Below are 23,271 nucleotides of genomic sequence, written 5' to 3'. Positions count from 1 at the left end.
ATATGCAGTTGATCGACACGCACACTCATCTGGACTTCCCGGATTTCGACGCGGATCGCCCGGCGCTGCTGGCCGAAAGCCGCGCCTTGGGTGTCCGGGAAATAGTGGTGCTGGGCGTATATCGGGACAATTGGCAGCGCGTCTGGGACCTGGTCCAAAGCGACCCGCACCTGCATGCCGCGCTGGGCCTGCACCCGGTGTTTCTCGACGAGCATCGCGGCGAAGACCTGACGCAGTTGCGCGAATGGCTGGAGCGCCTGGCCGGGCATCGGCAGTTGTGCGCGGTGGGGGAAATCGGCCTGGACTATTACGTCCAGACCCTGGACCGCGATCGCCAGCAAACGCTGTTCGAGGCGCAGCTGGAACTGGCCCGGGATTTCGAACTGCCGGCGCTGATCCATGTACGTCGCAGCCACGCCGCCGTGATCGCGACGCTCAAACGCATCTGCCCGGCCCGTGCGGGCATCATCCATGCCTTTGCCGGCAGCTTCGAAGAGGCTCGCGAATACATCAAGCTCGGTTTCAAGCTCGGCCTCGGCGGCGCGGCCACGTGGCCCCAGGCCCTGCGCATGCACCGGGTGCTGCCGAAACTGCCGCTGGATGCGCTGGTGCTGGAGACCGACTCACCGGACATGGCGCCGTCGATGTTTCCCGGGCAACGCAACAGCCCGGCGCATTTGCCGGCGATTTGCGAGGCGTTGGCGGGCATCATGGCGGTGACGCCTGAACGACTGGCCGAGGCCAGCACGGCAAACGCCCGGCAGCTATTCCAGTGGTGATCCTTCTGGGAGCGAGCTTGCTCGCGATAGCGGTGATCCAGGCAACCTTTCATTGGCTGACACTCCGCCATCGCGAGCAAGCTCGCTCCCACACAGGCTCGCTCCCACATTGGGCCTGTGGTGAGGCAGGAGATCACACCCGAAACGCATTGATCAGTTGCTTGAGCCGCACCACCTGGGAGGACAGTTCGCGGCTGGCGTCTTCGGTCTGGTGAGCCCCTTCGGCGGTGCGTTCGCCGGCGCGGTTGATCTCGACGATGTTCTGGTCGATGTCATGGGCGACGGCGGTCTGCTGCTCCACCGCAGCGGCGATCTGCTGGTTCTGGTCGACGATCATGCCAACGGCGCCAAGAATGTTTTCCAGCGCCTGCTGGACCTTCTCCGACTGGCCAACCGTGCCGCTGGCCATCTCATGGCTGGTGCCCATCGCCTTGACGGCGGCACCGACGCCGCCGTGCAGGCGGCTGATCATCGCTTCGATTTCTTCGGTCGACTGCTGGGTCCGCTTGGCCAGGGTTCGCACCTCGTCGGCCACCACCGCGAATCCGCGCCCTTGCTCGCCAGCCCGGGCGGCTTCGATAGCGGCGTTGAGGGCCAGCAGGTTGGTTTGCTCGGCAATGCTCTTGATCACATCGAGGACGCGGCTGATGGCCTGGCTGTCGGTCGCCAGTTGATTGATCACCTGCACCGACTGGTCGATTTCGCTGGCGAGCCGGGCGATGCTGCCCTGCTGGGATTCCACCAAGCCTCGTCCACTGAGGGTTTCATCATTCACGCTATGGGCGCTGCTGACCGCCGCCGCAGCGCTGCGGGCGACTTCCTGGGCAGTGGCGGACATCTGGTTCATCGCCGTGGCGACCAGTTCGATCTGGCTGCGCTGGCCGGCCACGGCCTGGTTGCTCTGGGCCGATACCGTTTCCACCTGCCCGGCCTGGCGCTCGACCTCGGCGACGGTGTGGCCGACCTGTTCGATCAAATCATGGATCTTCGCCACGGTGCCATTGAACACCTCGCCCAACTCGCCCAGCTCATCCTTGCTGCGGGCGACGAAACTGACTGTCATATCCCCCGCCGCGACTTTGTCCATCATCGCCCCCAGGTGCTTGAGCGTCGTGCGTGTCGAGGCGTAGAAACCGGCGTACAGATAGAAAATCAACAGGAACACCGCTGCGAGCGCCACCGCCTGTAGCACCATGTGGCTGCGGTTCTGCTCCAGGCGGTGCCGCAATTGCACACCGAGAAAGCCCAACGTCGCCTCGTTCAACCGATAGGTCTGCTCCATCAGGCCGCTGACCTGATCGAAGAATGCCGGCCATGGCGCATCGAGGGTGTCCGCCATGACAACCTGGTTTTCAATCAGCTCGGCCGCTTGCTTGAGGGTGCTCTTGCTGCCACCGGCCTGATCGGCGAGTGCTTGTCCGACCGCCTTGCTCGAGCCCAGCGCGTCCTGCAGTTTCAGCTCATATTCGCCCTGGAGCTTCTCGATTTGCACCAGCAACTCATCGAACCGGGTACTCGACGCGGAATTGAGGAAACCCAACCCCAACGAAGAAGCGCCCAAGGCACGGCCCTCGCCCAAAATTTGAGTGACCCTGGGCGTCAGGCCGACGATCAGCTCGCTGAGCTGGCGGATGTCGGCCTGGTTGTCACGGCTCAGGCCGGCCTGACTGGCGATGATCTGACCGAATATTTGTGCATTGTTGAGCAGATTGCCGATCAACGCGCTTTTGCTCTGCAGCGAGCTTTCGGCTTGTTGGGCCTTGAAAGCGGCGATCATTTCGTCGCGCTTGGTATCGAAGGCACTGACGTGCTCGGGCTCCATCGCCATGGCCGTCATGCCTTGCAACCGGGCGAGCACCTTGTGCTCGAGCGCGGCGATCTTCGCGTCCACGTCGCCGGCCTTGCCAGACTGGCCCAGGCTGGCATTGATCTGCACCAGGTCGTTCAGCGTCTCCAGGTCACGCCGCAGCGCCAGGCTGCTGCCCAGCAAATCCAGGCTTTGCAGCTCCACTTGCGTGCCCTGGAACTCGCGGTAGGAATCACGCACCAGAAAGAAATTGGTCACCAGCATCGGCAGCAGGAACAGGACACTGATCAGGCTGAACTTCATGCCGAAGCTAAGGCGATTCATCAGGGCGACGGCGGGCCAGAGCAAACTCTTCACAAGGGAAGTCTCCCGGTAGTTTTTATTGTTATGAGCTGCGCACGCAGACAGCACAAAGCCACTATTCGGACGCTGTTCCTGTATAGCCTAATTCGGCAGGGAGATTTGTAACTTAAGGTTAACGAGGGCACACGATCCAGTGGCGAGGGAGCTCGCTCCCGCTGGCCTGTGCGGTAGGCCCCGTGGGGTTTGCGCAGAGGGGATCGTTTTTATCCTGGTTTACGACTGCTGCGCAGCCGACCGGGAGCAAGCTCCCTCGCCACGACAGCTTAGCGTTACGAACTTGCTGGGTTCGATCAGGCCAACACCGTCCACAACGCGAACCCGGCATACCAGAGCAACGCAGCGCGCAGCAGCAATTCCCAAAGTCGATCCAGGCTGTTGATGCCGTCCGGCCCGGCGACCGGCGTGGGAATTTCGCCGGCGACCAAGCCGACTTTGTCGATGAGGTCGGCGGCGCTGATGTTCCAGTTCAACAGTTCATGCAGCATGACCCGACTGACCGCGACGAAGTTGCCCACCAGGGCGAAGCTCGCCGCCAGCAATCGCACCGGTACCCAGTCGAAGGCGTGGCGCAGTTGCGCTGCACGCTCGGCCACACCCGGGTTCTGGCTGTGCTCGGCGGCCAACGCCAACAATCGATAACTCAGGGCGGCCACGGGTCCCAGCAGGAAGTACCAGAAGATCACCGCGAAAAAACTCTGGTAAGCCTGCCATAGCAAATGCCCCTGGACCCGTTCGAGCAACTGCTCACCGTCATCGGCATCGATGTTCAGGTCACGCTTGGCCACGTGGGTGGCCGCTTGCAGGTCTTCACGACGCCAGGCATCGCGAAACGGCCCGAGATCAGCCAACAGATCGCCGCGCCCCAGGCTGTATATCACCACCAACAGGTGGATCGGCAGCGCCAGCAAACCATAGGCCACCGGCTCCAACACCCAGAGTAGCAACGCCAGCAGCGAAACCGGCAGCAGAACCATCACCACCAGCACCAGCCAAGGCCGGTTGCCCCAGCGCGGACTCGCTTCAAGCTTGTTCAGCTCGCCCAGCCAGCCGCCGTCACGCTGGACCCGCTGGCGCAAGGCCGAGAACTTCTCGATCCAGACCGCCAGCAGCAACACCAGAAAACTCATTGTCCTTCCCCTTCTGTCAGGGCCGCGCGGTAACGCGCCCAGTCGAATGCCGGCCCCGGATCGGTCTTGCGACCCGGCGCGATGTCGCTGTGCCCGCAGATGCGCTGCACCGTGATCGCCGAAAACGCTTTTTGCAGCTGCCGGGTCAAGTCCACCAAGGCGACATATTGCCCGTCGGTGAACGGCAGGTCATCGGTGCCTTCAAGCTCGATGCCTATGGAAAAATCGTTACACGTCTCCCGCCCTTCGAAACACGAAACACCAGCGTGCCAGGCACGATCAAGACAAGAGACAAACTGGGTCACGGTGCCGTCACGTTCGATCAGAAAATGCGCGGACACGCGCAGGTCCGCGATACCCGCAAAATAGGGATGTTCCGTGACATCCAGGCGATTCTGGAAAAATTCCTGCACTTTGCCCGTGGCGAACTGTGCCGGTGGCAAGCTGATGTTGTGGATGACCAGCAGGGAGATCTCGCCCTCGGGGCGCGCATTGAAGTTGGGCGAAGGGCAATGACGCACGCCATCGCACCAACCGCTCGCGGAGTCCAGCTGCATACAGGTTCCTTCGATGAGACGGTGAAGGCCGTCAGTATGCCGCGATCGGGCCCGGCTGCGCGATCACTTGCCGCGATTGAGCTGGCGCAGGTTGCCCAGCACGGATTCCAGCGCCCTGTCGAACAACAGGGTATCGTCCAGCAACCGCGCCGCCCCACGGCGGAACTCCAAGGCCAGGCTGGTGCGGCTGTGCTCAAGGACCTTGAGGCCGGTACGGTTGACGAAGACATACTTGCCAGTGGCCTGGATAATCGCCGCGAGTTTGCAACGAAGGTTGTTGTCTTCGTCTTCCTGGAACTCGACCCAACTTCCCAGGCGCAATTGATCGACCTGGAGTAGGCCCACGTCATCGGCAGGCAAGCGTACGGTCGGTTCGTCCGTCGCGGTTACCGGCGCAGCCCGCAGGACGATGGGCTCCACCACCTCGACCAGCACCGGCGAATCCGCCGGCTGTGCCTGCTCCGTTGCCTGGCCCAGCCGTTGGAGAGCCTGGACATGCAGCACTTCCAGTTCGCTGAAGAATTCGCTGGTGGCGAACGGATCGAACGCCGAACGGCTCAAGCCGTCGCGCAGGGCCTTGAGCAGCTCCGGCACCATCGCCAGCAAGCGCAGGCCGGCGTCGGGTTCTTCGTGATGCTGGACGCTCCACACCAACTGCTCGAGGGTCAGCACGTCGGCCTGCCATTCAGCTGATTGCTCGCCATGTTTGAAGCCGGTCAGCAACAACACCTGGCTCCACGCCTGCTGGACGAAATCCACCACAGCCTGGGGCAAGACCTTGCCCAGCATGATGTGGTTCAGCGCCCCTTCGACCCGCTGTCGGGCCAGTTCGGCCTTGGCCCGCCCTTCTTCAGCGTCGCGAATGCGTTGCTCCAGCAGTTCGCTGCGACGACGTTCATCGCTGGTGAACGCCAGGAAGTCCGCCAGCACTTCGGAAAATATCGCCGGGTCGTCGACAAAGTCGTTCAACAAACGCTGCACGACTTGCTCGATGCGCAGGTAAAGACTGTCGCGCTGATGATCATCGCAATCGCCCCAACCCATCGCAGCGGCAGCAATTTCGTTGAGCAGCCGGCGGGCCGGATGATTGCCTCGGCTGAAGAAACTCTTGTCCTGTACCGCGACCTTGAGCATCGGAATCTGCAGTCGACCGATCAGCGCCTTGAGGGAGTCCGGCAGGTTCTGGTCGTCGAGAATGAACTCGAACATCATCGCGATCAGGTTGATCACGTCTTCGTCGGCGCCGTCGACGACCCGGGACTTGCCACTCTTGACGCTGACACGCGTCAGCAACTGTTCGAGCTGGCTGCGCAGGTCGAACTCGTCCTGCACCGTGGGCGAGGGAACGTACTGCTGCAAATGAGACAACAATCGCAGCAGGTCCCGTTTCGAAATCGGCTGGGCTGGGGCGCTGGCTTCCAAGGTTGGCGCGACGCTGCCGCGGACCTGCACCAGCAATTTCTGCAACGCGGCGAAGACCTCCTGGACGCTGTCGTCGACGTCATCGGCCCTTGGCCTGGCGGCGCCATCGACGTTGGGTTGGGCGACTTCCTCGACACGATCCGATGCCCGTCGCGACGGTGAGATCTTGAGGTCCGGCAAGACGCCCGTCGCGGCGAGCAATTGATTGGCCTGCGCATAGAACTGGTCGCATTCGCTGAGCACATAACGCTCGAACAGCTTGAGCAGGATCAGCTTGACCTTGATCCCCACGCCCAGGTTGCGTCCAGCCTGAAGGAAATGCCCGCACAATAAACCTGGGCTTAACGGGTTCAACTGGTTCGTCAATGGCCGGTCCAGCAACACACTGAGCCGCGCCGTGAGTTGGTCGAGCGACACGCCGTCGCGGCTGATCACTCGGGCGACCATGGTTTCCACCGCCAGGCGGCGCTCCAGTTCGTCATGGTTTGGCTGGGCCGGTATGGCGCCCACCACGGGTGCCAGGGTCGCCTGGGTAAGGTCGTACTGGGCGAGACTGACAAAAGCCTCGAAAAACTGTTCGATGAATTCACGCTCGATGCTTTTGCGTTTCAAACGCAAGTCGCGCATGGCTTCGAAGTAGAGGTTCTGCTCGAGATCATTGCGCGCCCGGTCGGCCATTTCGAACAGCGTGTCATCGGCGTTATCGAACAAGCCCTGCAGACCCACGCGCAACTGCTGCGCGGCCTTGTCGCGAACCTGGAGCAGAATGACCGGCAGCCGGGCGAGCGGCGAACGATTCGCCTGGTCGGTAGGCACTTTATGCAAAGGCACTACATTCCCGTCGTTATGCATCCTGGACTCCTGAAACGGCATTCTTCGGCTCGCTACGTCAAACTCATGACGTCAAACGAAAGGCGGATTATCCGGTAAAAAGAGCCCGCCATACCAGAGGACTCTGTGAACAGGCTCAAAGAGATCGCAATAAATGACCGGCATTTCGGGTAAATGTTGCGTGGACGCGACCAAATGCAAGCCAACAGGTGCCAAGCGGATATAATCCGGCCACTTTGTTCGTGGAGCCTGTTATGCCGAATCTACATCTCGCCGACCTGACCGCCGAAATCGAAGCCAATGTGCGCCGCGCGCTGTTGGAAGACATCGGCAGCGGCGACATCACCGCGCAACTGATCCCCGCCGAACGCCTGGCCAAGGCCACCATCATCACCCGTGAAGCAGCGATCATCAGCGGCACGGCTTGGGTGGATGCGGTGTTCCGGCAGTTGGACCAACGTGTCGCGGTGCATTGGCAAGTACATGACGGCGACCGCGTGAGCCCTGACCAAGCCCTGTTCCACCTCGAAGGCCCGGCCCGCTCACTGCTGACGGGCGAACGCAGCGCGCTGAATTTCCTGCAGTTGCTATCGGGCGTTGCCACCCGGGCTCGCTACCTGGCCGACTTCGTCGCCGATACCCAGGTCAAGCTGCTGGACACTCGCAAAACGTTGCCTGGGCTACGTCTGGCCCAGAAGTACGCCGTGACCTGCGGTGGCTGTCACAACCACCGCATCGGCCTGTACGACGCGTTCCTGATCAAGGAAAACCACATTGCCGCTTGCGGCGGGATTGCCCAGGCCATCAGCGCCGCCCAGCAGATCGCACCGGGTAAACCGGTGGAAGTCGAAGTCGAAAGCCTGGCGGAATTGAAAGAAGCGCTGGCGGCAGGTGCCGACATCATCATGCTCGACGAACTGAGCCTGGACGACATGCGCGAAGCGGTACGTCTGAACGGCGGCAAGGCCAAGCTGGAAGCCAGCGGCGGCATCAACGAGAGCACGTTGCGCCCGATTGCCGAGACCGGAGTGGATTACATCTCTATCGGTGCGATGACCAAGGATGTGAAGGCCGTGGATTTGTCGATGCGCTTGAGCCTCTGATAACGAAAAACGCCAGCCTCAAAAGGCTGGCGTTTTCTTCAGACCACCAGATTGTTCATCTCGCAATATTCATCCCATTCCACACCCAACACCTCGGCAGCCTCCTTGTGCAAGGCAAGGCGCTGCGCCTCGAACTCTTCAGGCGTGCTGGTGTATTTGAGCGTCAACTCCCAAGGCTGCAGCCCCTGGGCTTCGGCCTCGTCTTCGAACGCCCATTGGATCTGGTCTTTCTGATCATCGGCGGGTAGGTCCTTGATCTCATCCCGCAGCTGCGGCGTTTCGTTCAAGTACTTTTCCAGGGCTTCTTGGTGTCTGGCTTCTTGACTCAGTTCTTTGACGGTCATGGCGTTCTCGCTGATCTGGGAATGGAAGATGGATCTGGATCATCAAGGATCTCTCTGACGCAGGAAGCCGTTGGAAGCCCGGTTTACCTGGCCTTCAGAACCATTCGGGGGATCATCTGAAAACAAGTGTGACTTTGCCCGAGACAGGAATCGAACCTGCGACCTTCGCGTTACGAGTGCGCTGCTCTACCGACTGAGCTACACGGGCGTGGGGCTAAACCTAGCATTGAGCCAGAGGGCAGGCAACCCGCGGCAAAAATGATTTTTGCGCGCACAGCAAAACGCCCCGAACCAGTCGGGGCGTTTGCTTGTTCAGCGGCTAAGCGAGGGAGTGATTAAACGCCCGATGCCTTGGCTGCCGCGACGTCCTTGATGGACAGCTTGATACGGCCGCGGTTGTCCACGTCCAGTACCAGCACTTCCACTTCCTGGCCTTCTTTCAGGATGTCGGTCACTTTCTCGACACGAGCATCGCTCAGCATGGAGATGTGGACCAGGCCGTCCTTGCCCGGCAGGATGTTGACGAACGCGCCGAAGTCGACGATGCGCTCAACCTTGCCGACGTAGATCTTGCCGATCTCGGCTTCGGCGGTGATGCCCAGGACGCGCTGGCGTGCTGCTTCCGCCGCTTCCTTGGTTTCGCCGAAGATCTTGATCGAACCGTCGTCTTCGATGTCGATCGAGGCCTTGGTTTCTTCACAGATCGCACGGATGGTCGCGCCGCCTTTACCGATGACATCACGGATTTTGTCGGTGTCGATTTTCATCGCGATCATGGTCGGAGCGTTTTCCGACAGCTCGGTGCGGGACTGACCGATGATCTGGTTCATCTGGCCGAGGATGTTCAGGCGCGCTTCCAGGGCTTGGCCCAGGGCGATTTCCATGATCTCTTCGGTGATGCCTTTGATCTTGATGTCCATCTGCAGTGCGGTGACGCCTTTGGCGGTACCGGCCACTTTGAAGTCCATGTCGCCCAGGTGGTCTTCGTCACCCAGGATGTCGGTCAGGACAGCGAACTTCTCGCCTTCTTTAACCAGACCCATGGCGATGCCGGCAACCGGAGCCTTCATCGGCACACCAGCGTCCATCAGGGCCAGGGAAGCGCCGCAGACCGAAGCCATCGAGCTCGAGCCGTTGGATTCGGTGATTTCCGATACCACGCGGATGGTGTACGGGAACACGTCAGCGGCTGGCAGCATGGCCTGGACCGAACGACGGGCCAGACGGCCGTGGCCGATTTCGCGACGACCGGCGCCACCCATGCGACCACACTCGCCCACCGAGAACGGAGGGAAGTTGTAGTGCAGCATGAACGGGTCTTTCTTTTCGCCTTCCAGGGTGTCCAGCAGTTGCGCGTCACGGGCGGTGCCCAGTGTTGCAACGACCAGTGCCTGGGTCTCGCCACGGGTGAACAGTGCCGAACCGTGGGTCTTCGGCAGAACGCCGACTTCGATGTTCAGCGGACGTACGGTGCGGGTGTCGCGACCATCGATACGCGGCTTGCCGTTGACGATATTTTCGCGAACGGTGCGGTATTCGATTTCACCGAACGCAGCCTTCACGTCGCTGGCCGATGGCTGGCCTTCTTCGCCAGAGAACTTGGCGACGACCTGGTCACGCAGCTCGCCCAGACGCGCATAACGGTCGGCCTTGATGGTGATGGTGTAGGCCTGGGAAATCGCGTCGCCGAACTCGGCACGGATCGCGCCCAGCAGCTCGGTGGCTTCTGGCTGTGGCGCCCAGGTCCAGGTTGGCTTGGCGGCTTCGGCGGCCAGTTCCTTGACGGCGTTGATCACCACTTGGAACTCGTCGTGGGCGAACAGCACGGCGCCCAGCATCTGGTCTTCAGTCAGCTCTTTGGCTTCGGATTCAACCATCAGCACGGCTTCGGAAGTACCGGCCACGACCATGTCCAGGCTCGATGCCTTCAACTGCTCGTAGGTCGGGTTCAGCAGGTAGCCGGTGCTTTCGTGGAAGGCGACGCGGGCAGCGCCGATCGGGCCATCGAAAGGAATGCCGGAGATGGCCAGGGCAGCCGAGGTACCGATCATCGCAGCGATGTCCGGATCGGTCTTCTTGCTGGTGGACACGACGGTGCAGACGACCTGCACTTCGTTCATGAAGCCTTCTGGGAAAAGCGGACGGATCGGACGGTCGATCAGTCGGGAAGTCAGGGTTTCTTTCTCGGAAGGACGGCCTTCGCGCTTGAAGAAACCGCCAGGGATCTTACCGGCTGCGTAAGTCTTTTCCTGGTAGTGGACAGACAGAGGGAAGAAGCCCTTGCCTGGATCGGCTTGCTTGGCGCCGACAACGGTCACCAATACGCTGACGTCGTCGTCAACGGTGACCAGCACTGCGCCGGAGGCCTGACGGGCGATACGGCCGGTCTCGAGGGTAACGGTCGACTGACCGAACTGGAATTTTTTGATTACCGGGTTCACGGTGTCCTACCTTCTTTGTGGCTCTTGGGGGAACTTGTCTTCTTGCGAAATTCTTGGGCAATGACGGGAATCGGCCCGGCAACTGTCCAGGGTAAAACGTGCATCCAGATAAAACTTGAGGCTGGGAGCCTGCCATGCGCCAACGGGAAACCCCTGACGTACGACAGACCACCAACCTCTAGCGCAATCGCTTATTAGCGACGCAGACCCAGGCGAGCGATCAGAGCGCTGTAACGGCTCACGTCCTTGCCTTTCAGGTAGTCCAGCAGTTTACGGCGCTGGTTTACCATGCGGATCAGACCACGACGGGAGTGGTGATCTTTACCGTTGGCCTTGAAGTGACCTTGCAGTTTGTTGATGTTGGCGGTCAGCAGTGCAACTTGCACTTCTGGCGAACCAGTGTCACCAACAGCTTGCTGGTAGTCAGCTACGATTTGAGCTTTTTCTTGAACGTCGAGAGCCATGAGGCAATCCTTTTAGTCAGGAAACTGTTTCAATGAAACAGCTTCAACAGGCCAGGGACAAATCCCTGTATCTATAAATGAGTAGTGACCGTGCCTGTTAACAGCCACACTCGCCAGCCTGTTGTTACGCAGGCTGGTTCCGGTCATTCCGACCGAATCAATCGACGTGGCGCAATGCGCCCGTCTTCGCTCACTTCACCGATACCGATGAAGCGACCATTGTGATCCTGTACCCGAACCATGCCGAACTTCGGCGCATCCGGGGCACGTACCGGCTGGCCGTTGAGCCAGTAGAACGCACTGTGTTCAGAGAACTGCAGCAGCGGCCAGTCGAGCAAACCGCTGTCCGACGGCATCAGGAAGCGGTCGACCGCTTCATTCCCGCCTTCGGCATGCACGGCTTCGAGCTCTTCCAACGTGACCGTCTGGGCTAACGTGAAAGGCCCGGCCTGGGTCCGCCGCAATTCTGCCACGTACGCGCCACAGCCGAGTTGCTCGCCGATATCCTCCACCAGGGTACGGATATAGGTGCCTTTGCTGCAATCCACGGCTAGCCGTGCAGTATTACCGTCAAAGGCCAGCAATTCCAAGCGCGCAATAGTAACAGAACGCGGTTCACGCTCCACTACTTCACCTGCACGGGCCAGTTTGTACAACGGCTGTCCATCGCGCTTGAGGGCAGAGTACATCGGCGGTATCTGACTGATTTGCCCGCGAAACTTCGGCAAGACCGCCTCGATATCCGTCTGACCAACGGTCACCGGGCGTTCCAGCAAAACCTCACCTTCGGCGTCCGCCGTGGTGGTGGTCTTGCCTAACTGCGCCAGGGTTTCATAACCCTTGTCGGAATCGAGCAGGTACTGGGAGAACTTGGTCGCCTCGCCGAAACACAGGGGCAGCACGCCAGTAGCCAGCGGATCGAGACTACCGGTGTGGCCAGCCTTCTCGGCGTTGAGCAACCAGCGAACCTTCTGCAGGGCTGCGTTGGAGGTGAATCCCAACGGTTTGTCGAGCAGGATGATACCGCTGACGTTACGACGGATACGTTTGACCTGAGCCACCGGTTACTCCTTGGTGTCTTCGGGTTCAGCCGCAGCCGGGTGCTGGCTGTCTTCAGCCACGGCGCGCTCGATCAGCGCTGACAGATGCGCGCCTCGCACGACGCTTTCGTCGTAGTGGAAGTGCAACTGCGGAACGCTGCGCAGCTTCATCTCCCGGGCCAACTGCATGCGCAGGAAGCCGGCGGCCGAGTTGAGCACCTTGATGCTCTGGGCGATTTCTTCGGCGCTGTCCTGGCCCATCACGGTGATGAAAATCTTGGCATGACCGACGTCACGGCTGACTTCCACTGCGGTAATGGTGACCAGGCCAACGCGCGGGTCCTTGACTTCGCGACGGATCAGTTGGGCCAGCTCGCGCTGCATCTGATCGCCGATTCGTTGGGTACGGCTGTATTCTTTTGCCATGTCTTGTTACCTGTTACTGCCCCACGGTGAAACCCGCGAGGTCTGAAAGCGGCAAACGCCCGGCCTGGCAAAAGCCAGACCGGGCGTTGCGTTTAGAGTCCGCCTGCACGGCAGCGCATGTTCATGCGGCTGCCCGATGCGGCTCTTGAAGTGCGCGAGTCAGAGGCTGCGAGCAACCTGGACCTTCTCGAAGACTTCGATCTTGTCGCCAACCTTGACGTCGTTGTAGCTCTTGACGCCAATACCGCACTCCATGCCGGCACGCACTTCGGAAGCGTCATCCTTGAAGCGGCGCAGGGATTCCAGCTCGCCTTCGAAGATAACGATGTCTTCACGCAATACACGGATAGGACGGTTACGGTGAACGACACCTTCGATCACCATGCAACCGGCGATCGCACCGAACTTCGGCGAACGGAACACATCGCGAACTTCGGCCACGCCCAGGATGTTCTCCCGCACGTCGCTGCCCAACATACCGGTCAACGCTTTCTTGACGTCTTCGATGATGTCGTAGATCACGTTGTAGTAACGCATGTCCAGGCCTTCCTGCTCGACGATCTTGCGAGCACCGGCATCGGCACGCACGTTGAAGCCAAACAGTACAGCGTTGGAGGCGAGTGCCAGGTTGGCGTCGGATTCGGTGATACCACCGACACCGCCACCGACCACGCGCACTTGCACTTCGTCGTTACCCAGGCCGTTCAGAGCGCCCTGCAAAGCTTCCAGCGAGCCACGGACGTCGGATTTGAGGACGATGTTGAGCGTCTTCTTCTCTTCCTGGCCCATGTTCTCGAAGATGTTCTCCAGCTTGCCGGCGTGAGCACGGGCCAGCTTGACTTCGCGGAACTTGCCTTGACGGAACAGCGCGACTTCACGGGCTTTCTTCTCGTCAGCCACAACGCTCATTTCGTCGCCAGCGTCCGGAGTACCGTCCAGGCCGAGGATCTCGACCGGGATAGCCGGACCGGCTTCCTTGATTGGCTTGCCGTTCTCGTCGAGCATGGCGCGCACGCGGCCATAGTTCGAACCGACCAGCACCATGTCGCCTTGGCGCAGGGTACCGTCCTGGACGAGCACGGTCGCCACCGGGCCGCGGCCCTTGTCGAGGCGCGATTCAACCACCACGCCACGGCCTGGAGCCGAAGGCGTAGCGGTCAATTCCAGAACCTCGGCCTGCAACAGGACGGCTTCGAGCAGTTCGTCGACGCCAGTACCCATCTTCGCGGAAACCGGGACGAATGGAGTGTCGCCACCCCACTCTTCAGAGGTCACGCCGTGAACCGACAGTTCGCTGCGGATGCGATCGAGATCAGCGCCCGGCTTGTCGATCTTGTTCACTGCAACCACCAGCGGCACGCCAGCTGCCTGGGCATGCTGAACAGCTTCGATGGTTTGCGGCATGACGCCGTCGTCCGCCGCGACCACCAGGATCACGATGTCGGTGGCCTTGGCACCACGGGCACGCATCGCGGTAAACGCGGCGTGACCCGGGGTGTCGAGGAACGTCACCATGCCGCGGTCGGTTTCAACGTGGTAGGCGCCGATGTGCTGGGTAATACCGCCAGCCTCGCCCGCCGCAACCTTGGCGCGACGAATGTAGTCGAGCAGCGACGTCTTACCATGGTCAACGTGACCCATGACGGTCACGACCGGCGCACGGGCGACCGCTTCACCTTCGAACTTCAGCGACTCGGCCAGGGAATCTTCCAGGGCGGTGTCGCTGACCAGGGTCACTTTGTGGCCCAGTTCTTCGGCGACCAGCTGGGCAGTTTCCTGATCCAGTACCTGGTTGATGGTGGCCGGGGTACCCAGCTTGAACATGAACTTGATGATTTCAGCAGCCTTGACCGACATCTGCTGGGCCAGGTCGCCCACAGTGATGGTCTCGCCGATCTTCACTTCGCGCACGACAGGGCCGGTAGGGCTCTGGAAACCGTGGGCGTTGCGTTTCTTCAGCTTGGCCTTGCCGCGACCGCCGCGACGGAAGCCATCGCTTTCTTCGTCGGTAGTACGAGGCGCAACGCGTGGAGCCGGCGCCTTTTCCTTGACCGAAGCACGATGAGGAGCATTCTTGCGCTCGCCATCGTTACCGCCACGACGGTTGTCGTCGGCACGTGGCTTGTCGGGACGACGCTGCTCATCGCGCTTACGAGTGTCGGCCGGAGCCGGCGCTGGTGCCGCGACCGGTGCGGCTTCACGCACAGGCTCGGCTACCGGGGCCGCAGCCTCGACAGCTTCGACTGGAGCGGGTTGCGCAGCAGCAGGCTGGCGACGCGCTTCTTCTTCAGCGCGACGCTTGGCTTCTTCTTCAGCCTTCTGGCGAGCAGCATTTTCCACTGCACGACGTTCTTCCAGTTCGCGTTTGCGCTCGGCTTCGATTTCTTCCGGGCTGCGCTGTACGAAGACTTTCTTCTTGCGTACTTCAACGCTGATGCTTTTGCTACCGGCAACACGCAGGGTGCTGGTGGTTTTACGCTGCAGTGTGATCTTGCGCGGTTCTTCCACTTTCGCCTTGTGACTGCTCTTCAAGTGAGTCAGCAGGGACTGCTTCTCACTGTCGGTCACATGTTCCTCGGCGGCGGTGTGCGGCAGACCTGCCTCACGCATCTGCTGCAACAGGCGCTCTACCGGTGTTTTGACCTCATCGGCCAGTTGTTTCACCGTGACTTGCGTCATGCACTTCTCTCCTCAGGCCGCGCCTAATTACTCGAACCAGTGGGCTCGGGCGGCCATGATCAACTTGCCGGCACGATCATCGTCAATGCCGTCGATGTCGAGCAGGTCGTCAATAGACTGCTCGGCCAGGTCTTCGCGGGTAATTACGCCGCGCACCGCCAGTTCCATCGCCAAATCCTTGTCCATGCCCTCAAGCGAGAGCAGGTCTTCGGCCGGATGGGCGTCTGCCAGCTTTTCCTCAGTAGCGATGGCTTTGGTCAACAAACGATCCTTGGCCCGAGCGCGAAGCTCGTTGACGATTTCCTCGTCAAAGCCGTCGATGTTGAGCATTTCTTCCACCGGTACGTAGGCAATCTCTTCCAGGCTGGTAAAGCCCTCATCCACCAGCACCTGCGCCAGCTCTTCATCGACTTCAAGCTCTTCGATGAAGTTGCGCAGGATGTCGCCGGTTTCAGCTTGCTGCTTAGCCTGGATGTCCGATTCGGTCATCACGTTCAGGGTCCAGCCAGTCAATTGGCTGGCCAGACGCACGTTCTGACCACCGCGACCGATGGCCTGAGCGAGATTGTCTGCGCCAACGGCGATGTCCATGGCGTGGGCATCTTCGTCGACGATAATTGCCGCCACTTCAGCAGGCGACATGGCATTGATCACGAACTGAGCCGGGTTGTCGTCCCAGAGGACGATGTCCACACGCTCGCCGCCCAACTCGCCGGATACGGCCTGGACACGCGAACCACGCATGCCGATGCAGGCACCTTGCGGGTCGATGCGCTTGTCCTTGGAGCGGACCGCGATCTTGGCGCGCGAACCCGGATCACGGGACGCGGCCATGACTTCGATCAGACCTTCAGCAATTTCCGGCACTTCGATGCGGAACAGCTCGATCAGCATTTCCGGCGCGGTACGCGACAGGATCAGCTGCGGGCCCCGGTTCTCGGTGCGGATTTCCTTGAGCAGCGCGCGCAAACGCACGCCGACCCGGAAGGTTTCGCGAGAAATGATGTCTTCACGGGCCAGCAACGCTTCGGCGTTGTTGCCCAGGTCGACGATCACATTGTCGCGTGTCACTTTTTTCACGGTGCCGGAGATGATTTCTCCCAGGCGCTCGCGATAAGCGTCAACAACTTGTGCGCGCTCGGCTTCGCGAACTTTCTGCACAATGACCTGCTTGGCAGTCTGTGCAGCGATGCGACCGAACTCGATGGATTCGATTTTTTCTTCGACGACATCGCCGACCTTGGCGCCCGGGTGCGTTTCCGCGACCTTGCTCGGCCAGGTTTCGATAGCCGGATCGTCCAGGTCCTCTTCCTCGACTACCGTCCAGCGACGGAAAGTCTCGTAGGCACCGGTGTGGCGATTGATTTCCACACGCAGATCAACTTCGTCTTCGAACCGCTTCTTGGTAGCAGTGGCCAGGGCCAGCTCCAGCGCTTCAAAAATAACGTTAGCCGGTACGCCCTTTTCATTGGATACCGACTCAACAACCAGCAGTACTTCTTTGCTCATCGTACGCCTCGCCTTTCGCAAGCCATTGGATCCGCGGGATCCGCAGTATCTGGCACGTATCAGTCAAAACTGGGAATAATGTTGGCCTTGTCGATCATATCGATCGGCAACAGGAATTCATGTTCGTCTACTTGAACCACGACGTCCTGCTCTTCTACACCGCGTAGAAGGCCTTGGAAGTTGCGTCGACCTTCGAAAGGCGAGCGCAGCCTGATTTTCACTTGTTCACCGGCAAACAAAGCGAACTGCTCAAGGGTGAACAGAGGGCGCTCCATGCCAGGCGAGGAAACTTCAAGGGTGTATTCGGATGTGATTGGATCTTCAACATCCAGCACACCGCTGATCTGACGGCTGACAATGGCGCAATCGTCCACCAGCACACCGCCTTCTTTATCAATATAAACGCGCAACATTGAGTGGCGACCTTGAGCCGAAAACTCAATACCCCAGCATTCATAGCCTAGGGCCACGACCACCGGGGCCAACAAGGCCTGCAACTCTTCTAGCTTGCTCGACACCTGAACCCCCTCGTGCATGTAGTGCATGCTGTGCAAAATAAAAAATGGGCGAAACGCCCATCCTTGAAACGCCGTTGAACAGCGGCGTTGTAAAGTGTCCAGCTAACAAAAAGCCCCTTGGAAGGGGCCCTGAAACTGGTTGCGGGAGCCGGATTTGAACCGACGACCTTCGGGTTATGAGCCCGACGAGCTACCAGGCTGCTCCATCCCGCGACAAAGCTGGGGCGGAAGTATACGACCGATCCCTTATAGGGTCAATGTAACCCTTCCACCTACAAGAAAGCCCGCAATAGCGGGCTCTCCTGATAATTGGTACCGAGAAGGGGACTCGAACCCCTACACCCTATGGGCACAACCACCTCAAGGTTGCGTGTCTACCAATTCCACCACCTCGGCAATACAGCGTTTGAAACTTTCCTACTTCTGCTCTTGAGCTGGAGGCACGTCAGTCGCCGAGTTGGCCGACTTTTGCTCTTGAAGCACCGGGACATCATCAGAAACCGGTTGCTGCTTTGGCGCTTCCAACACCGCTGGGTTTGGCAAACCTACCTGAGTCAGCTCATGAGCCTTCTCTTTAGCAAAGTAACCTAACCCTAAGCTGGTTATGAAGAAACCGGCGGCGAGTATAGCAGTAAACTTACTAAGAAAGGTAGAGGAACCTTGGCTTCCGAATACAGTATTTGAAGCACCTGCACCAAAAGACGCACCAGCATCCGCACCTTTACCCTGCTGCAGCAATACGAGAGCGACAACACCCAGCGCGCCCAGCAGATGAAAAACGACTACGACTGTTTCCAGCATTTTTTCAGTTTCCCGCGGCGCGACAGATCGCACCGAACTCATCTGCATTCAGGGACGCCCCACCAATGAGCCCCCCATCGATATCCGGCATGCCGAACAGTTCGACCGCATTGGCCGCCTTCACGCTGCCGCCGTATAGAAGCCGCACACCTCGTGCCACTTCAGAATTTTCTGCCGCCAGCTGCGCGCGGATGGCGGCGTGCACATCCTGCGCCTGCTGCGGCGAAGCCGTCAGTCCGGTACCAATGGCCCAGACAGGCTCGTAAGCGATGACCGCCTTGGCAAAGGCTCCGACACCCAGGTCCTCGATAATGCTACCCAGTTGGCGCCCTACCACTTCAAGCGTCTGCCCGGATTCACGCTGTTCCAGGGTCTCCCCTACGCACAGCACCGGAACAAGGCCACAGGCCTGGGCCGCAGCAAACTTGCGGATCAGGGCTTTATCCTGCTCGCCCATGATCATGCGGCGCTCGGAGTGCCCTACCAGAACCAGCGAACAACCTGCATCAACGAGCTGGCTCGGTGCAATCTCACCGGTCAACGCGCCTTGCATGGATTCCACCGCAGAGTTCTGCGCACCGATCGAAATCGACTTGCCTTTCAAGCCATCAACCACTTGGTTGATATACAGGCAAGGCGGGAATACCGCGACATCAACACCGCTTGGCAAGGCCAGACTACGAAGGCCTTTGATCAGCTCAGCGACGCTGGCGCGGGTACCGTGCATCTTCCAGTTACCAGCTACCATAGGGCGACGCATGCTGTACCTCGTCGGTCAAAGTGGGCGCAGATGTTACCCAACCGTTTCATGACTGGCAAGCCGAATTCAGGCAGAAACTTCAGTAACGAGTTTTGCCAACTCTTCGGCATAACCACGGACCTGTGCTTCATCCTCGCCTTCGACCATTACACGCACCAAAGGCTCTGTCCCTGACTTGCGCAACAATACCCTTCCGCGCCCAGCCATCGCCTGGGTCACTCGCTCGCTGGCCTGCTTGACCATCGTGTGTTCGAGTGGATTCACACCGCCACCGAAACGTACGTTGATCAATACCTGCGGACACTTGCGCAACGCCTGGCGCGACTGGGCGAGCCCTTCGTTGCGCGCCTTGAGCGCCATCAGCACCTGCAACGCGGCAATGATCGCATCACCGGTGGTGGTATGGTCGAAGCAAACGATGTGCCCCGAGTTCTCACCACCAATCACCCAACTGCGCTCCAGCAGCTCGGAAATCACGTAGCGGTCGCCCACATTGGCGCGCACGAAGGGGATATCCAGGTCAGCCAGGGCCAGCTCAAGTCCGAGGTTGCTCATCAATGTCCCGACAACACCACCTTGCAGCTTGCCCCGACCGTGCAAATCACGAGCAATAATGAACAGCAGCTCATCACCGTCGACAACCGTACCGGTGTGATCGACCATCAGCACTCGGTCGCCATCACCGTCAAAGGCGATACCGAGATCCGCATGCTCAGCCAGTACAGCCGCCTGCAATGCCTCGGTGTGGGTCGAACCGCAGTTATGGTTGATGTTCAGCCCGTTAGGCTGGGCAGAAAGCACCACCACCTCGGCGCCCAGCTCTCGAAAAACGCTCGGTGCAACTTTGTAGGTTGCTCCATGGGCACAATCGACAACGATCTTCAGCCCCGAAAAACTGGTACCGGTTGGAACACTGCCTTTGCAGAATTCGATGTAGCGACCCGATGCGTCGTTGATCCGGGATACCTTGCCGATCTTGCTCGACTCGACGACCGTCATGGGCGCGTCCAGCAACTCTTCAATCATCAGTTCGATTTCGTCCGGCAGCTTGGTGCCCTTGCCGGAGAAGAACTTGATGCCGTTGTCGTCATGAGGGTTATGCGACGCACTGATCACAATGCCAGCCTGCGCCTGGAATGTACGCGTCAGGTAGGCAATGGCAGGTGTGGGCATCGGTCCGAGCAGCATGACATCGGCACCTGCGGAGGTCAGGCCGGCCTCAAGGGCCGATTCGAACATGTAGCCGGATATGCGCGTGTCCTTTCCGACCAGGACCTTGCAGGCCCCCATCTTTCGGAACGCCATGCCGGCAGCCCAGCCAAGCTTGAGCATGAAATCGGGGGTAATGGGGTATTCGCCGACCCGACCACGGATACCGTCGGTGCCAAAGTATTTTTTGCTCATAAGTGCTCCATCATTCTTATTCGGCTGAATCCACCGCGGCGATCATCCGCACGACATCCATTGTTTCGATCACATCATGCACCCGTAATATACGCGCGCCTTTCGTAATGGCCAGGGCCGCCAGGGCGAGACCTCCATAGAGGCGCTCTCCTACCGGACGCCCCAGGGCGTTGCCTATCATGCTCTTTCGCGAAACCCCAACCAACAAGGGTCGCCCAAGGGCATGCAAGGCTTCCATATGTTTGAACAGGCTTAGATTGTGGGCCACTGTCTTCGCAAAACCGAATCCAGGGTCAAGGATAATGCGCTCGGCGGGAATGCCCACGGCAGCGCACTGGTTCATGCGCTCCGCCAGGAACTCGCCCACCTCCTTGGTCACGTCGTCATAATGCGGGTCGTCCTGCATGGTTCCAGGCTCGCCCAGCATATGCATCAGGCAAACCGGCAGGCCCGTAGCGGCGGCCGCATCCAGAGCGCCATCTCGACGCAAGGAGCGAACATCATTGATAAGCCCCGCCCCCAAGCGCGCCGCCTCCCGCATGACTGCCGGCGTGGACGTATCGACTGAGATGACGACATCGAGCTCGCGATGGATGCGCTCGACAATCGGCGCCACTCGCTCCAGCTCTTCCGTAGGCGAAACCGCCCGCGCACCGGGACGAGTGGACTCTCCGCCAACATCGATCAACGTCGCGCCAGCGCAGACCATGGCTTGCGCATGTCGCAACGCAGCGTCGAGCTGACTGAAGCGCCCACCATCGGAAAAGGAATCTGGAGTGACATTGAGGATGCCCATGACATGCACACGGGCCAAATCAAGAACCCGGTTGCCGCAAGGCAACCGGGTCGAGGACTGAACAGAAGTCATTTCAAGCCTTAAACGTCGGCAGCCGGGCCGCCGATGGGTGTTTCCGGGCGCTCGCCCTGCACCGCCGGAGGCGTACCTGAGGCACCCGTGCCACCGGACCAATCCCGAGGCTCACGTGGCGTGCGGCCTGCCATGATGTCGTCGATCTGCTCGGCATCGATGGTTTCATATTTCATCAAGGCATCAGCCATCGCATCCAGCTTGTCGCGATTGTCCGTGAGGATCTGCTTCGCCGTGCCGTAGCAGTGGTCGATGATGCTGCGAACTTCAGTGTCAATCAGCTTGGCAGTCTCACCGGAGAAGCTTGCATGTTGACCACCGCCACCGCGGCCAAGGAACACTTCGCCTTCTTCCTCGGCATACATCAGCGGCCCGAGCTTCTCGGACAAGCCCCACTTGGTCACCATGTTTCGCGCAATCTGGCTGGCACGCATGATGTCGTTTGACGCACCAGTCGTCACGCCATCGAAACCCAACGTCATCTCTTCAGCGATACGACCGCCGTACAGCGAACAGATCTGGCTGATCAAGGCACGCTTGGAGAGACTGTAGCGGTCTTCTTCCGGTAGGAACATCGTCACACCCAGCGCGCGACCGCGCGGGATGATCGAAACCTTGTAAACCGGATCATGCTCAGGCACCACTCGACCGACGATAGCGTGACCCGCCTCGTGGTAAGCCGTGTTCTGCTTTTCCTTTTCCGACATGACCATCGATTTGCGCTCGGCGCCCATCATGATCTTGTCCTTGGCCAATTCGAACTCTTTCATTTCAACGACGCGCTTGCCGGAACGGGCCGCGAACAACGACGCTTCGTTTACCAGGTTCGCCAGATCCGCACCGGAGAAACCCGGCGTACCGCGGGCGATGACCGCTGGAGCGACATCGTCACCCATTGGCACCTTGCGCATGTGGACCTTCAGGATCTGCTCGCGACCGCGGATGTCTGGCAGCCCCACCACGACTTGGCGGTCGAAACGACCTGGACGCAACAGCGCGGGGTCAAGCACGTCAGGACGGTTGGTGGCGGCAATCACGATGATGCCGTCGTTCATTTCAAAACCGTCCATCTCCACCAGCAACTGGTTCAGGGTTTGCTCACGTTCGTCGTGACCACCACCCATACCAGCACCACGGTGACGACCGACCGCGTCGATTTCGTCGATGAAGATGATGCACGGCGCGTGTTTCTTGGCTTGCTCGAACATGTCACGAACACGGCTGGCGCCCACGCCGACGAACATTTCGACAAAGTCGGAGCCGGAAATCGTGAAGAACGGCACTTTCGCTTCGCCGGCAATCGCCTTGGCCAACAGCGTTTTACCTGTACCCGGCGGGCCAACCATCAGCACACCACGTGGGATGCGGCCACCCAGGCGTTGGAACTTGCCCGGATCGCGCAGGAACTCGACCAGCTCACCCACTTCTTCCTTCGCCTCATCGCAACCCGCGACGTCGGCAAGGGTGGTCTTGACCTGATCTTCGGACAACAGCCGAGCCTTGCTCTTGCCGAAGCTCATCGGCCCGCCCTTGCCTCCGGCTCCACCCTGCATCTGGCGCATGAAGAACATGAACACCGCAATGATCACAAGGATAGGGAAGCTGGCGACCAGAAGCTGGGTCCAGATGCTTTGCTGCTCGGGCTGCTTGCCTTCGATCACGACATGATTGTCCACCAGGTCGCCGATCAGGCCGTTGTCCTGGATAGCCGGACGAATGGTCTTGAAAGTGTCGCCATCGGCGCGCTTGCCGGTAATCACATAGCCATCAACGGCTACGCGCTCGACCTTGCCTTCCTTGACCTGCTGGAGGAAGTCGGAATAGTTGAGGGTCTGCGGCTCGTTAGGGCTGGAGAAGTTGTTCATCACGGTCACAAGGACAGCAGCGATGATCAACCACAGGATCAGATTCTTTGCCATATCGTTCAATTAACTACCCTCTGAAGCAAGCTCCGCTACTGGCGCGCGCTTCGCATGATATTCACCGGCCTAACTTACTACATTACCTGCGACTTGGCAGGCGCCGTCT

The 23,271-nt window shown here is 59.9% G+C and carries 19 protein-coding genes and 3 tRNA genes; 2 read left to right on the top strand and 20 right to left on the bottom strand.

All coding sequences use genetic code 11. The features are described from left to right. Positions 1–2 precede the first annotated feature (2 nt). The gene (locus J3P90_RS03820) at positions 3–779 is read left to right on the top strand and encodes a TatD family hydrolase (RefSeq protein ID WP_434648979.1); all 777 of its coding nucleotides are present in this window, start codon (positions 3–5) and stop codon (positions 777–779) included. Positions 780–912: 133 nt separating this feature from the next. Here J3P90_RS03820 and J3P90_RS03815 read toward each other — a convergent pair whose 3' ends face one another. From J3P90_RS03815 to J3P90_RS03800, 4 genes are all read right to left on the bottom strand, one after another. Next, the gene (locus tag J3P90_RS03815; protein ID WP_434676536.1) at positions 913–1,617 is read right to left on the bottom strand and encodes a methyl-accepting chemotaxis protein; all 705 of its coding nucleotides are present in this window, start codon (positions 1,615–1,617) and stop codon (positions 913–915) included. A 1,622-nt stretch (positions 1,618–3,239) separates the two neighbouring features. Further along, the gene (gene ampE, locus J3P90_RS03810; RefSeq protein WP_434560711.1) at positions 3,240–4,076 is read right to left on the bottom strand and encodes a regulatory signaling modulator protein AmpE; all 837 of its coding nucleotides are present in this window, start codon (positions 4,074–4,076) and stop codon (positions 3,240–3,242) included. Beyond that, positions 4,073–4,633, bottom strand: coding sequence for a 1,6-anhydro-N-acetylmuramyl-L-alanine amidase AmpD (gene ampD / locus J3P90_RS03805; protein ID WP_434560713.1), 561 nt, complete (start codon positions 4,631–4,633; stop codon positions 4,073–4,075). The genes ampE and ampD overlap by 4 nt, the downstream gene beginning before the upstream one ends. Before the next feature lie 63 nt (positions 4,634–4,696). Then, positions 4,697–6,907: a DUF1631 domain-containing protein gene (locus J3P90_RS03800; RefSeq protein WP_420765569.1), complete on the bottom strand. Its 2,211-nt coding sequence runs from the start codon at positions 6,905–6,907 to the stop codon at positions 4,697–4,699. Between the two features lie 233 nt (positions 6,908–7,140). Between J3P90_RS03800 and nadC the strand changes: the two genes are divergently transcribed. Beyond that, positions 7,141–7,989 carry a carboxylating nicotinate-nucleotide diphosphorylase gene (nadC, locus tag J3P90_RS03795; RefSeq protein WP_434607831.1) on the top strand — a complete coding sequence of 283 codons (849 nt, stop codon included), beginning with the start codon at positions 7,141–7,143 and terminating at the stop codon, positions 7,987–7,989. 38 nt (positions 7,990–8,027) lie between these two features. On the opposite strand, the gene J3P90_RS03790 is transcribed toward nadC, so the two are convergent. The 16 genes from J3P90_RS03790 to ftsH form a co-directional block, all read right to left on the bottom strand. Beyond that, the gene (locus J3P90_RS03790; protein ID WP_420765571.1) at positions 8,028–8,333 is read right to left on the bottom strand and encodes a DUF6388 family protein; all 306 of its coding nucleotides are present in this window, start codon (positions 8,331–8,333) and stop codon (positions 8,028–8,030) included. Positions 8,334–8,468: 135 nt separating this feature from the next. Beyond that, positions 8,469–8,541: transfer RNA gene (locus J3P90_RS03785), tRNA-Thr, on the bottom strand. 127 nt (positions 8,542–8,668) lie between these two features. Continuing rightward, positions 8,669–10,774: a polyribonucleotide nucleotidyltransferase gene (gene pnp, locus J3P90_RS03780; RefSeq protein ID WP_420765572.1), complete on the bottom strand. Its 2,106-nt coding sequence runs from the start codon at positions 10,772–10,774 to the stop codon at positions 8,669–8,671. A 194-nt stretch (positions 10,775–10,968) separates the two neighbouring features. Beyond that, the gene (gene rpsO / locus J3P90_RS03775) at positions 10,969–11,238 is read right to left on the bottom strand and encodes a 30S ribosomal protein S15 (RefSeq protein WP_011332409.1); all 270 of its coding nucleotides are present in this window, start codon (positions 11,236–11,238) and stop codon (positions 10,969–10,971) included. A 143-nt stretch (positions 11,239–11,381) separates the two neighbouring features. Further along, entirely contained in the window at positions 11,382–12,299 is a 918-nt protein-coding gene (truB, locus tag J3P90_RS03770) for a tRNA pseudouridine(55) synthase TruB (protein ID WP_420765573.1), read from the bottom strand. Positions 12,300–12,302: 3 nt separating this feature from the next. Next, positions 12,303–12,704, bottom strand: a complete 402-nt coding sequence (gene rbfA, locus J3P90_RS03765; protein WP_181287552.1) for a 30S ribosome-binding factor RbfA — start codon at positions 12,702–12,704, stop codon at positions 12,303–12,305. Positions 12,705–12,863: 159 nt separating this feature from the next. Further along, complete coding sequence (gene infB, locus J3P90_RS03760) at positions 12,864–15,383, bottom strand: translation initiation factor IF-2 (protein ID WP_434560715.1); 2,520 nt, start codon at positions 15,381–15,383, stop codon at positions 12,864–12,866. Positions 15,384–15,410: 27 nt separating this feature from the next. Next, complete coding sequence (nusA, locus tag J3P90_RS03755; protein WP_420765576.1) at positions 15,411–16,892, bottom strand: transcription termination factor NusA; 1,482 nt, start codon at positions 16,890–16,892, stop codon at positions 15,411–15,413. Positions 16,893–16,951: 59 nt separating this feature from the next. Continuing rightward, complete coding sequence (gene rimP, locus J3P90_RS03750) at positions 16,952–17,410, bottom strand: ribosome maturation factor RimP (RefSeq protein WP_420765577.1); 459 nt, start codon at positions 17,408–17,410, stop codon at positions 16,952–16,954. A 136-nt stretch (positions 17,411–17,546) separates the two neighbouring features. Next, positions 17,547–17,623, bottom strand: a tRNA-Met gene (locus J3P90_RS03745). A gap of 97 nt (positions 17,624–17,720) precedes the next feature. Next, positions 17,721–17,806: transfer RNA gene (locus J3P90_RS03740), tRNA-Leu, on the bottom strand. A gap of 21 nt (positions 17,807–17,827) precedes the next feature. Continuing rightward, positions 17,828–18,211: a preprotein translocase subunit SecG gene (gene secG, locus J3P90_RS03735; protein ID WP_420765658.1), complete on the bottom strand. Its 384-nt coding sequence runs from the start codon at positions 18,209–18,211 to the stop codon at positions 17,828–17,830. A 4-nt stretch (positions 18,212–18,215) separates the two neighbouring features. Next, a complete protein-coding gene (gene tpiA / locus J3P90_RS03730; RefSeq protein WP_420765578.1) occupies positions 18,216–18,971 on the bottom strand; it encodes a triose-phosphate isomerase in 756 nt (251 codons plus the stop codon). A gap of 66 nt (positions 18,972–19,037) precedes the next feature. Further along, a complete protein-coding gene (gene glmM, locus J3P90_RS03725) occupies positions 19,038–20,375 on the bottom strand; it encodes a phosphoglucosamine mutase (RefSeq protein WP_420765579.1) in 1,338 nt (445 codons plus the stop codon). 16 nt (positions 20,376–20,391) lie between these two features. Beyond that, complete coding sequence (gene folP, locus J3P90_RS03720; protein WP_434607838.1) at positions 20,392–21,243, bottom strand: dihydropteroate synthase; 852 nt, start codon at positions 21,241–21,243, stop codon at positions 20,392–20,394. Positions 21,244–21,251: 8 nt separating this feature from the next. Then, positions 21,252–23,162 carry an ATP-dependent zinc metalloprotease FtsH gene (gene ftsH / locus J3P90_RS03715; protein WP_420765581.1) on the bottom strand — a complete coding sequence of 637 codons (1,911 nt, stop codon included), beginning with the start codon at positions 23,160–23,162 and terminating at the stop codon, positions 21,252–21,254. Positions 23,163–23,271: the final 109 nt, after the last annotated feature.

Origin of the sequence: Pseudomonas sp. D3-10, assembly GCF_051132175.1 — a bacterium.
Lineage (GTDB): Bacteria > Pseudomonadota > Gammaproteobacteria > Pseudomonadales > Pseudomonadaceae > Aquipseudomonas.
The sequence above is the reverse complement of the archived record's forward strand: the minus strand, read 5'-3'. Positions and strand labels throughout refer to the sequence as shown.

Bases quoted from the DNA above. Each gene is read 5' to 3' on its own strand.
- J3P90_RS03820 (WP_434648979.1), top strand. From the start codon at position 3: ATGCAGTTGATCGACACGCACACTCATCTGGACTTCCCGGATTTCGAC.
- J3P90_RS03815 (WP_434676536.1), bottom strand. From the start codon at position 1,617: ATGTCCGCCACTGCCCAGGAAGTCGCCCGCAGCGCTGCGGCGGCGGTC.
- ampE (WP_434560711.1), bottom strand. From the start codon at position 4,076: ATGAGTTTTCTGGTGTTGCTGCTGGCGGTCTGGATCGAGAAGTTCTCG.
- ampD (WP_434560713.1), bottom strand. From the start codon at position 4,633: ATGCAGCTGGACTCCGCGAGCGGTTGGTGCGATGGCGTGCGTCATTGC.
- J3P90_RS03800 (WP_420765569.1), bottom strand. From the start codon at position 6,907: ATGCATAACGACGGGAATGTAGTGCCTTTGCATAAAGTGCCTACCGAC.
- nadC (WP_434607831.1), top strand. From the start codon at position 7,141: ATGCCGAATCTACATCTCGCCGACCTGACCGCCGAAATCGAAGCCAAT.
- J3P90_RS03790 (WP_420765571.1), bottom strand. From the start codon at position 8,333: ATGACCGTCAAAGAACTGAGTCAAGAAGCCAGACACCAAGAAGCCCTG.
- rpsO (WP_011332409.1), bottom strand. From the start codon at position 11,238: ATGGCTCTCGACGTTCAAGAAAAAGCTCAAATCGTAGCTGACTACCAG.
- rbfA (WP_181287552.1), bottom strand. From the start codon at position 12,704: ATGGCAAAAGAATACAGCCGTACCCAACGAATCGGCGATCAGATGCAG.
- infB (WP_434560715.1), bottom strand. From the start codon at position 15,383: ATGACGCAAGTCACGGTGAAACAACTGGCCGATGAGGTCAAAACACCG.
- nusA (WP_420765576.1), bottom strand. From the start codon at position 16,892: ATGAGCAAAGAAGTACTGCTGGTTGTTGAGTCGGTATCCAATGAAAAG.
- secG (WP_420765658.1), bottom strand. From the start codon at position 18,211: ATGCTGGAAACAGTCGTAGTCGTTTTTCATCTGCTGGGCGCGCTGGGT.
- tpiA (WP_420765578.1), bottom strand. From the start codon at position 18,971: ATGCGTCGCCCTATGGTAGCTGGTAACTGGAAGATGCACGGTACCCGC.
- glmM (WP_420765579.1), bottom strand. From the start codon at position 20,375: ATGAGCAAAAAATACTTTGGCACCGACGGTATCCGTGGTCGGGTCGGC.
- folP (WP_434607838.1), bottom strand. From the start codon at position 21,243: ATGACTTCTGTTCAGTCCTCGACCCGGTTGCCTTGCGGCAACCGGGTT.
- ftsH (WP_420765581.1), bottom strand. From the start codon at position 23,162: ATGGCAAAGAATCTGATCCTGTGGTTGATCATCGCTGCTGTCCTTGTG.